Annotated in this window: 6 protein-coding genes, 1 tRNA gene and 1 rRNA gene (1 of these 8 cut by a window edge); 4 read left to right on the top strand and 4 right to left on the bottom strand. The window is 39.6% G+C overall.

Annotation, left to right across the window (positions count from 1 at the left end):
* The 3 genes from JK629_RS12055 to JK629_RS12045 all read right to left on the bottom strand — a co-directional run.
* Nucleotides 1-42, bottom strand: a tRNA-Ile gene (locus JK629_RS12055) (it extends 32 nt beyond the left edge of the window).
* 162 nt (nt 43-204) lie between these two features.
* Nucleotides 205-1,728, bottom strand: a 16S ribosomal RNA gene (locus tag JK629_RS12050).
* Between the two features lie 584 nt (nt 1,729-2,312).
* Complete coding sequence (locus JK629_RS12045) at nt 2,313-3,014, bottom strand: DUF4294 domain-containing protein (protein ID WP_202335873.1); 702 nt, start codon at nt 3,012-3,014, stop codon at nt 2,313-2,315.
* Between the two features lie 127 nt (nt 3,015-3,141).
* Here JK629_RS12045 and JK629_RS12040 point away from each other — a divergent pair, with 127 nt between their 5' ends.
* The 3 genes from JK629_RS12040 to JK629_RS12030 all read left to right on the top strand — a co-directional run bounded on the left by JK629_RS12040 (nt 3,142) and on the right by JK629_RS12030 (nt 6,719).
* Nucleotides 3,142-4,227, top strand: coding sequence for a M42 family metallopeptidase (locus JK629_RS12040; protein ID WP_202335872.1), 1,086 nt, complete (start codon nt 3,142-3,144; stop codon nt 4,225-4,227).
* 208 nt (nt 4,228-4,435) lie between these two features.
* Entirely contained in the window at nt 4,436-5,773 is a 1,338-nt protein-coding gene (locus tag JK629_RS12035; RefSeq protein WP_202335871.1) for an MBOAT family O-acyltransferase, read from the top strand.
* Between the two features lie 31 nt (nt 5,774-5,804).
* Nucleotides 5,805-6,719 (top strand): hypothetical protein, encoded by a 915-nt coding sequence (locus JK629_RS12030; protein ID WP_202335870.1) that lies wholly within the window; start codon nt 5,805-5,807, stop codon nt 6,717-6,719.
* Here the strand turns inward: JK629_RS12030 and JK629_RS12025 are convergent.
* The gene (locus JK629_RS12025; RefSeq protein WP_202335869.1) at nt 6,716-8,089 is read right to left on the bottom strand and encodes an alanine/glycine:cation symporter family protein; all 1,374 of its coding nucleotides are present in this window, start codon (nt 8,087-8,089) and stop codon (nt 6,716-6,718) included. The genes JK629_RS12030 and JK629_RS12025 overlap by 4 nt on opposite strands.
* Before the next feature lie 78 nt (nt 8,090-8,167).
* Here JK629_RS12025 and JK629_RS12020 point away from each other — a divergent pair, with 78 nt between their 5' ends.
* Nucleotides 8,168-9,433 (top strand): acyloxyacyl hydrolase, encoded by a 1,266-nt coding sequence (locus tag JK629_RS12020; RefSeq protein ID WP_202335868.1) that lies wholly within the window; start codon nt 8,168-8,170, stop codon nt 9,431-9,433.
* Nucleotides 9,434-9,479 lie beyond the last annotated feature (46 nt).

The following is a 9,479-nucleotide window of genomic DNA, read 5'->3' as shown; positions in this document are numbered from 1 at the left end:
ACATTATCAGTGTAGCGCTCTAACCAGCTGAGCTATGGGACTCTGTAATTGGCCCCAATGTTCAGTGTTCAGCATTCAGTTTTGATGTACTGAGACTTAACCTGTTGACCATAATATTTTAAAATTGACAGCTAAACCAAGCAAGACCCCTCGTTTTTCAATATAAGAGCCTTCTCTTGTTGAATTTCGGTCGTCTTTCTCTAGAAAGGAGGTGTTCCAGCCGCACCTTCCGGTACGGCTACCTTGTTACGACTTAGCCCCAGTTACCAGCTTCACCCTAGGCCGCTCCTCGCGGTGACGGACTTCAGGTGCTTCCAGCTTCCATGGCTTGACGGGCGGTGTGTACAAGGCCCGGGAACGTATTCACCGGATCATGGCTGATATCCGATTACTAGCGATTCCAGCTTCACGGGGTCGAGTTGCAGACCCCGATCCGAACTGAGACAGGTTTTGTGGATTCGCTCCGCCTTGCGGCGTGGCTGCCCATTGTACCTGCCATTGTAGCACGTGTGTGGCCCAGGACGTAAGGGCCGTGATGATTTGACGTCATCCCCACCTTCCTCACGGTTTGCACCGGCAGTCTCGTTAGAGTTCCCATCTTTACATGCTGGCAACTAACGACAGGGGTTGCGCTCGTTATAGGACTTAACCTGACACCTCACGGCACGAGCTGACGACAACCATGCAGCACCTTGCAGTCTGTCCGAAGAAGGGGGTGTTTCCACCCCTGTCAGACTACATTTAAGCCCTGGTAAGGTTCCTCGCGTATCATCGAATTAAACCACATGCTCCACCGCTTGTGCGGGCCCCCGTCAATTCCTTTGAGTTTCATTCTTGCGAACGTACTCCCCAGGTGGGATACTTATCACTTTCGCTTGGCCACCCAGCCTACCAATGCAGGCCGGACAGCTAGTATCCATCGTTTACGGCGTGGACTACCAGGGTATCTAATCCTGTTCGCTCCCCACGCTTTCGTCCATCAGCGTCAATGCAATGTTAGTGACCTGCCTTCGCAATCGGTATTCTATGTAATATCTAAGCATTTCACCGCTACACTACATATTCTAGCCACTTCACATTGATTCAAGGCGACCAGTATCAATGGCAATTCCACAGTTGAGCTGCGGGATTTCACCACTGACTTAGACGCCCGCCTACGGACCCTTTAAACCCAATGATTCCGGATAACGCTCGGATCCTCCGTATTACCGCGGCTGCTGGCACGGAGTTAGCCGATCCTTATTCGTACGGTACCGTCAAGCCCCCACACGTGGGGGTGTTTCTTCCCGTAAAAAAGCAGTTTACAACCCATAGGGCAGTCTTCCTGCACGCGGCATGGCTGGATCAGGCTCCCGCCCATTGTCCAATATTCCTCACTGCTGCCTCCCGTAGGAGTCTGGTCCGTGTCTCAGTACCAGTGTGGGGGATCCCCCTCTCAGGGCCCCTACCCATCGTAGCCTTGGTAAGCCGTTACCTTACCAACAAGCTAATGGGACGCATGCCCATCTTCTACCGATAAATCTTTACCATACTTCAAATGCTATCTGTATGGGCCATGGGGCATTAATCCAAGTTTCCCTGGGCTATTCCCCTGTAGAAGGTAGGTTGCATACGCGTTACGCACCCGTGCGCCGGTCTCAAGGGTGCAAGCACCCTCTACCCCTCGACTTGCATGTGTTAGGCCTGCCGCTAGCGTTCATCCTGAGCCAGGATCAAACTCTTCATCGTATAATCTTCAATAATATTGCGACCATACACCAAAAGAGCCCGACTCTCAAAAAAATTCTCGGGATTCTCACTTAGTTTAGTTTTCTTTGTCGACCACCCACCCCTTCGGGCGGTGGCCTACGCTGTCAATTTCAATATCTCAATGAACTTTTGTCTCTTTCTCGCTCGCCGACAGATCGTGGTCTGTAGTCACTCACTGTCTAAGCGGGTGCAAATGTACAACTCTTTTTTAATCCCGCAATACCTTTTTAAAAAATATTTCAAAAAAAATTTAAAGAGCTTTTTTTGCCCTGCCGAACCCTCTATCTGTCCTGCTAAGCGGGTGCAAATATAGAACCCTTTTGCATTCCCGCAAACTTATTTGAAAGGTTTTTTGAGTAAATTTTTAATAACAAATAATAACGTTTTGAAAACTAACTTTTTAGTATTCAAAAAAAAAATCTTCTAGAAAAAACATCTCTTGAACTAAGGCCCAAAAAAAAAAAATTAAGCCAAGTAGTTGATATAATGGTCGTTGTCAAAAAACAAAAGAGCGAACTACAAACATAACATGTTTTAAAGTTCTACACAACTATCTGAGTATCTTAGTTATTAACAGTTTTTTTGTTCCAATGAGCCTTGAGGTCTAAATAGTCGATTGGGAAAGCGGGCTCTTGGCGTTCAAGGTTGTTTTCTTGAAAGGATCTTTCTAAAATATCTTCAATTAAATAATCTTCCTTTACTTCAAAAGGTCTGTACTCTTCCTTAAGTGAGATTTCAAAAAGGTTGGCTGTTGTATTATACCAAAAGGCGCGCCAGCCAGTGCGAAGCTCTTTTACAAGTTCAAAAGCGGTACGGCCGGTCTGTCTGTGAATTAACTTTACTAAAATTTGCCCTTCGGTATGGGTCAATTTCTTTAGTTTTTCAGAAAATTCACCCTCTACATATTTTTGGATACGCTTGGTATATCGTTTTTTGTCCCTGCTCTTTTCTATGGTTTTGAGTCTTTCGGTCATTGTTGTCAGCCGCTCAGAGGCTAATTTTGCGTAGGGATAGACTTTACGTGTTTTTCTGCGCAGTATAAGATAGCGTCTCCTGTCTTGTTCAGATTTAAATTTCAGCTTATCCAGCAGAATCACTTCGTCAAGATCTATTATTTCGCGGGCTATAGTGTCTCCTTCAATTATATAATACATGATTTCCGTAGAATCTTCCTGTTTTTTCAAGAATTCACTATCGGTCTGCCCATTGACGGCATTTAGACCGAGTAGTAAAAAAGGTATATATATAGGTGTGCAAATCTTCATTAAACTTGGTTTTATAAAAAACTAGGTGTTATCTAAAAACGTTCCAAAAATAAGCAAATTGCATTGTTCCCTTTAATTAGAATTTACTAATTTTACCCAACTCACATTTTTTCAGAAAAACCAATTTATGACTACTTCAATATTAAATGACAAATCGCTTGAATTTTTAGAGAAATATTTAAACAATGCAGCCCCTACTGGGTATGAATGGGAAGGACAAAAAATATGGATGAACTATCTGAAACCCTACGTTGATGAATTTTTTACGGATACGTATGGAACGGCCGTGGGAGTTATAAACCCCAAGGCTAAATTTAAAGTAGTTATTGAAGGCCACGCGGATGAAATTTCGTGGTACGTTAACTATATATGTGACAATGGACTTCTGTATGTAATTAGAAATGGTGGAAGTGACCACCAAATCGCACCTTCAAAAATTGTGAATATCCACACCAAAAACGGTATAAGAAAAGGGGTTTTTGGCTGGCCAGCAATCCATACCCGTGATAAAGCTAAAGAGGAAACTCCCAAACCTGAAAATATTTTTATAGACGTGGGCGCGAAGGATAAAGATGAAGTGGAAAAAATGGGAATCCATGTGGGCTGTGTTATTACTTACCCCGACCAGTTTCATATTTTGAATGAAGATAAATTTGTATGCCGCGCTTTGGACAACCGCATGGGTGGTTTTATGATTGCCGAGGTTGCAAAGCTTCTTCACAAAAATAAAGTGAAACTTCCTTTTGGTCTTTATATAACGAATTCTGTACAGGAAGAAATTGGGCTTCGCGGTGCTGAAATGATTGCCGAACGCATAAAACCAAATATTGCAATAGTGACAGATGTTACACACGACACTACCACACCCATGATTGACAAAAAGAAACAGGGGCTGGCCGAAATTGGTTGCGGCCCAGTTATTGCCTATGCTCCAGCCGTACAACAAAAACTTCGCGATTTAATTGTAGAAACCGCCGAAAAGAAAATGATTCCCTTTCAACGTGCAGCCCTTTCCCGAGCCACTGGCACAGATACAGATGCTTTTGCGTATAGCAATGGCGGGGTGGCAAGTGCCTTGATTTCATTACCGCTTCGATATATGCACACCACTGTGGAAATGGTCCACAGGAATGATGTGGAAAATGTAATAAAACTTATCTATGAAACTTTATTGAATATTAAAGATGGTGATACATTTAGTTATTTTGAATAATTAAAATGAAAATTCAGTAGGTTAATCCCTTTCCTGAATCAAAAGAAAGGCCGCTAGAATCTAAAATTTGTAGCGGTCTCTTTTTTGTTATATTTACCCCAAAATCCAGCAAACTTTGTTATTCAGCTCCTTTTCATTTGGATTGTTTCTGCCTTTTACCCTCTTGCTTTATTGGGCAGTTGGCTTTAAAAGAATAAAAGGGCAAAACTTGATTCTGCTGGCTGCCAGCTATTTTTTTTATGGGCTGTGGGATTGGCGGTTTCTTTTTTTGATAGTTGCGAGCTCTTTAGTAGATTATTTTGCAGCCCTGGCCATTAAGGGAACTGAAAATAATAATAAACAAAAGCTTTTTCTTTATAGCAGTATTGCTTGGAATTTAGGAGTTCTTTTTCTATTTAAGTACTACAATTTTTTTATAGATGAATTTTCGCTTCTCTTTAATATGCAACAGGGCGAATATGCCTTTAGTACGCTGAATCTGATTCTTCCCGTGGGCCTCAGTTTTTATACTTTTCAAACGATGAGCTATACGATTGATGTTTATAAAAACAGAATTGCTCCCACCAAAAATCTACTAAATTTTTTGTGCTTTGTCAGTTTCTTTCCGCAGTTGGTAGCAGGCCCCATTGAAAAAGCCTCAGATTTGTTGCCGCAGTTCAGCAAAAAAAGATCGTTTGATACCGTTCAAGTTAAAGAAGGCCTGCGCCAAATACTTTGGGGGCTTTTTAAGAAAATGGTAATTGCTGATAATGCCGCCTATGTTGTAAATATGGTGTATGCAAGTCCGGAAGACTACGGTAGTTTATCATTGCTGTATGCTTCAGTACTTTTCTTTTTTCAGATTTATGGCGATTTTTCGGGTTATTCAGATATTGCCATAGGTACCGCAAAACTTTTTGGCTTCAACTTGAGTAAAAATTTCAACATTCCGTATTTGGCAAAAAGCATGACGGAGTTTTGGCAACGCTGGCACATCACGCTCACACGGTGGTTTACGGATTATGTGTACTTCCCTATTATTCAGAAAAACCTGCGTAGCAGCCGCCGCCGTAATATCGCTATCTTTTTAACTATGGGCTTAATCGGTTTATGGCATGGGGCGGATTGGACTTTTGTGATTTTTGGGGCTTTTCAAGGCTTTTTGATTGTTCTGGAAAGAACTCCTTTAACGAAGAAGAGGAAATCGAGTCTTTTTCATAATTCAGAGAGAAGCAATTATCTATTACCTCTATTTTTTATTCTCGTACTTATCTTTTCAGCTGTGCTATTTAGAAGTCTAAATATAAACGAGGCTTGGATCATACTTCATAGAATTTTTAGTTTCATTCCAAGTGGAGAAATTGGTCTAATCGTAAACAGCTCTTTTTTAACATTTACAATTTTAATGCTTACGCTGGAAATATTTACTCGCAATAAGGATTTTCCATTCAGTCAACTGGATAAAAATATAAAACGCCCTCTTCGATGGATTATATATTATATATTTATTTTTATAATTTTTCAATATGCCGGATTTAAAGAAGATTTTATCTATTTCCAATTTTAATAAATCACTGCAGCAGTTTTTAAAATACTGTATGTTTTTTTTCACTCCTGTTATTGTGATGTATTGTATTCTGGAAATTTTAGCCCTTCAACTGCCAGTAACGTACAAGATAGTGAGTGAATATTTAGAATCAAATTCCTCTAAAATAGAATTTATTGCACTGGGTTCCTCCCAAGTTAAGGGTGGTATCAATCCTTCTTTATTACAGTTGCGGGCTATTACTCTTGCATCAGCCTCACAGCATCACAAAGAAGATTTTTTAATTCTACAAGGTGTTATTGATAGGCTTCCAAAACTAAAATATGTATTATTCGAGGTTTCATATATGCACTTGGAGTTACCATATCACTCACAGAATTATTGGAAAAATAATATTTACTTGAATTATTATGGAATCAATACTTTTGAGAGACAAACATATTTTAATGATAAACTCATCTATCTTTCCAACCCTCGATATTTTTCCTCTAAATTAAAAGACTACTATTTTTATAAAGGGAGCGAGAACCAAGAACAGTTAAACGAATTTGGTTTCAACATCAATAATTATTATGGTTCATTTCATAAATTAAAATATGACACTTCTGAAATAAATAATAAATATTTCAAAATTTATACTCACGAAAATCTAGATATTTTTAAAACGAACACTACTTTTCTATTCCAAATGTTAGATTATATGAAAGCGAAGGACTTGAAAGTTATAATTTCTACAATACCCCTATATAAAACTTATCTAAAAAAAAGAAACCCACAAATTGTGCACCGCCGTGATAGCATTCTTTCAGTAATTGTAAAAAAATACAACAACGTAGTACTTTTGGACAAGGAAACCGATACGGTCCAATTTAGTGTAAGAGATTTTTTAAACGAAAACCATTTAAATCCTGATGGCGCGAAGAAGTTCACAGCCTTGGTGAACCGAAAATTGGATAGTTTGCATTAATACTCTTTCAATTTTTTAAAATAAATTTTCGCTTCATTTATAACTTTTGGCGCTAGAATAATTGTCGCTGTCATCGTGGGAATTGCCATTAAGGCAAAGAAAGTATCAATCAAATTAATCATCATGTTAAGCGAAGTTGTTGCCCCCACCAGGATACTCAAAATGTAGAAATAGTTATATATCCCCTTATTTTTGGCGCCAAATAAAAAAGACATACACTTGCTGCCGTAATAGGAATAGGAAAAAAGTGATGAGATGCTGAAAATAGCAATACAGGCCAACAAACCGTATTTTCCAAAAACAGGAATACTTTCCTCAAAAGCTGAAGATGTTAAGCTCACCCCATTGGCATTACTGCTTTGCCATACGCCTGTAACCAAAATCGCCAGGGCAGTAAGCGTACAAATTATTAGGGTATCAATTGCTGGGCCCAGCATGGCCACCAAACCTTCCCGAATGGGTTCATTGGTTTTTGCCGCACCGTGCGCCATTGGCGCGGTTCCTATCCCCGCTTCATTTGAGAAAGCACCACGACGGATTCCCAAAAGAATAATTCCGCCAATAACTCCACCCAAAAAAGCATCTCCTTTATAAAAACTTGCGGAAAATGCATCGGTAAAAATCAGTCCCAAATAGGATGGTACAACTTCTATATGAACGATGAGAATAATCAATACCAAAGCAAAATAGAGCACAACCATTGCAGGTACCATTTTGGAAGCAGTTTTGCTAATTCGTGACAACCCGCCTAAAATTACAATTGCCGTTAGAGTGGCCAATACAAGGCCTACAATTAAATCTGTTTTAAAACCATGGTAAAGTCCGGCGGGTTTTAAAAGAATATCGTTAATTGCCTGCGTAAGTTGGTTTACATTAAATACAGGCAAAGCACCCACCAGTCCTGCCACACTGAAAAGAATTGCCAAGGGCATCCACTTTTTCCCCAATCCTTCAGTAATAAAATACATAGGGCCTCCTTGTATTTTTCCGTCACTATCTTTTCCCCTATAAAGAATGGCTAGCGTGGCAGTAAAAAATTTAGTTGACATCCCAATTATAGCACTTACCCACATCCAAAATACGGCTCCGGGCCCTCCAATAGCAATGGCCACAGCGACTCCCGCAATATTGCCCATTCCCACGGTGGCCGAAAGTGCAGTGGTCAAGGCCTGAAAATGAGTAATTTCACCAGCATCATTTTCATTGTCATATTTTCCGCGAAGTACTGCGAAAGCATGACCCAAATACCGAAATGGTAAAAATTTAATCCTGATTAAAAGATACAACCCGCCGCCAATCAAAATTACTAATAGCGGCAAACCCCAAGCAAAAGAAGCCAGTTCACTAATAAAATTATCTATTTTTTCCATTGAGATTATGAAGATTTACAACGAATGTAAGTTTTAAATTTTTAAAATTAAGTAGGAAATTGTTACTTGCAGCACCAAATGAAACAACAACTAACCCTATTGCTTCTTGGCATAACCTTTTTCTCCTTTGCTCAAACCGATAGCAATTGGAAAAAAAGTGCATTTACTTTTACTCCTGAAATTCTTTTGGGCCTTACGATGGAAGCTAATGATGGCTTTCCCGATACTGAATTACAAAAACAATTAATTTTCAATTTTGGACGCCATCATATAAACAATCCGCAACAATGGGCACAACGCTTGAAAAATCCTAAAACGGGTATTTCTATTGGAATAACGGATTTTGGAAATCTGGACAGTTTGGGGTTTGCATTAACTGCTATGCCTTTTATAGAATTTAAAGCCTTTAAAAGTGAAAAATGGAGCGTATTGACAGGAATGGGCGCATCTTATTTCACGAAAAAATTTGACGCCGCAACAAACCCTCAAAACCAAGCGGTGACTACAGACATTACCTGGGCATTCCGAATGTATCTTTATTATCAATTTCTTTCAAACAAAAATTTGGATTGGCGATTGGGGCTGGGGTATTCACACCATTCAAACGGACATACGCGTTTGCTAAACCAAGGATATAATTCATTTTTGGTGAGTCTTTCGGCAGCTATAAAGAACCCTTTAAAACACCCTGAAATTGTTTCTGAAGGAAATCTTCCAGTGTATAAAAATACTGTTTATAATTATGTAGCAGTGCGTGGGGGATTAGGTCAAAACGTTTTTGCTTTGGCTTTTAACGATAAAAGAAATGTATATACAATTGCTGGTGAATATGGTCGCGTATATAATAATACATTTAAAATAGGCCTTGGCTTTTATTATCGCTTTTACCAGCATTATTACGATTATATAAATGGAAATGAATCCTTGGTGCAGGCAGGTAGAGAGTTTGATTATTTTAGAAGTGATCCGTGGTACTACGCTACAAATTTAGGGATTAGCCTCCACGGTGAAATATTCCTAAACCACGTGGGTATTGACCTACAACTGGGTTACAATCTACATAAACCTGCCTATAAACTGGAATGGCGTATAAACGAAGGCTGGGATAATACGCCAAGGGAAATTTCACAAACTTGGGTTTTGGGCGAGCTGGACGGCAGCTATAAAAGAAAACATCGTATATCTTCCCGTTTGGGGCTTAAATATTATTTAATAGGAATGGAAAAGGCCCCGAAAAATAATTTTTATTTGGGTGCGCACCTGAATGCCAATTTGGGACAAGCAGACTTTACAGAGCTCAGCTTTGGTTATGTGTATAGCTTCAACCATCGGGAGCGAAATTAAAAAACCCTTTCCTGTTAAGGAAAGGGCTTTTCAAAATAATTAAATT

It is taken from the genome of Aequorivita iocasae, assembly GCF_016757735.1.
Lineage (GTDB): Bacteria > Bacteroidota > Bacteroidia > Flavobacteriales > Flavobacteriaceae > Aequorivita > Aequorivita iocasae.
The sequence above is the reverse complement of the archived record's forward strand: the minus strand, read 5'-3'. Positions and strand labels throughout refer to the sequence as shown.

Excerpts from the sequence above, each read along its gene's own strand:
- JK629_RS12040 (WP_202335872.1), top strand. The coding sequence starts at position 3,142 with ATGACTACTTCAATATTAAATGACAAATCGCTTGAATTTTTAGAGAAA.
- JK629_RS12030 (WP_202335870.1), top strand. The coding sequence starts at position 5,805 with ATGTTTTTTTTCACTCCTGTTATTGTGATGTATTGTATTCTGGAAATT.
- JK629_RS12020 (WP_202335868.1), top strand. The coding sequence starts at position 8,168 with ATGAAACAACAACTAACCCTATTGCTTCTTGGCATAACCTTTTTCTCC.
- JK629_RS12025 (WP_202335869.1), bottom strand. The coding sequence starts at position 8,089 with ATGGAAAAAATAGATAATTTTATTAGTGAACTGGCTTCTTTTGCTTGG.
- JK629_RS12045 (WP_202335873.1), bottom strand. The coding sequence starts at position 3,014 with ATGAAGATTTGCACACCTATATATATACCTTTTTTACTACTCGGTCTA.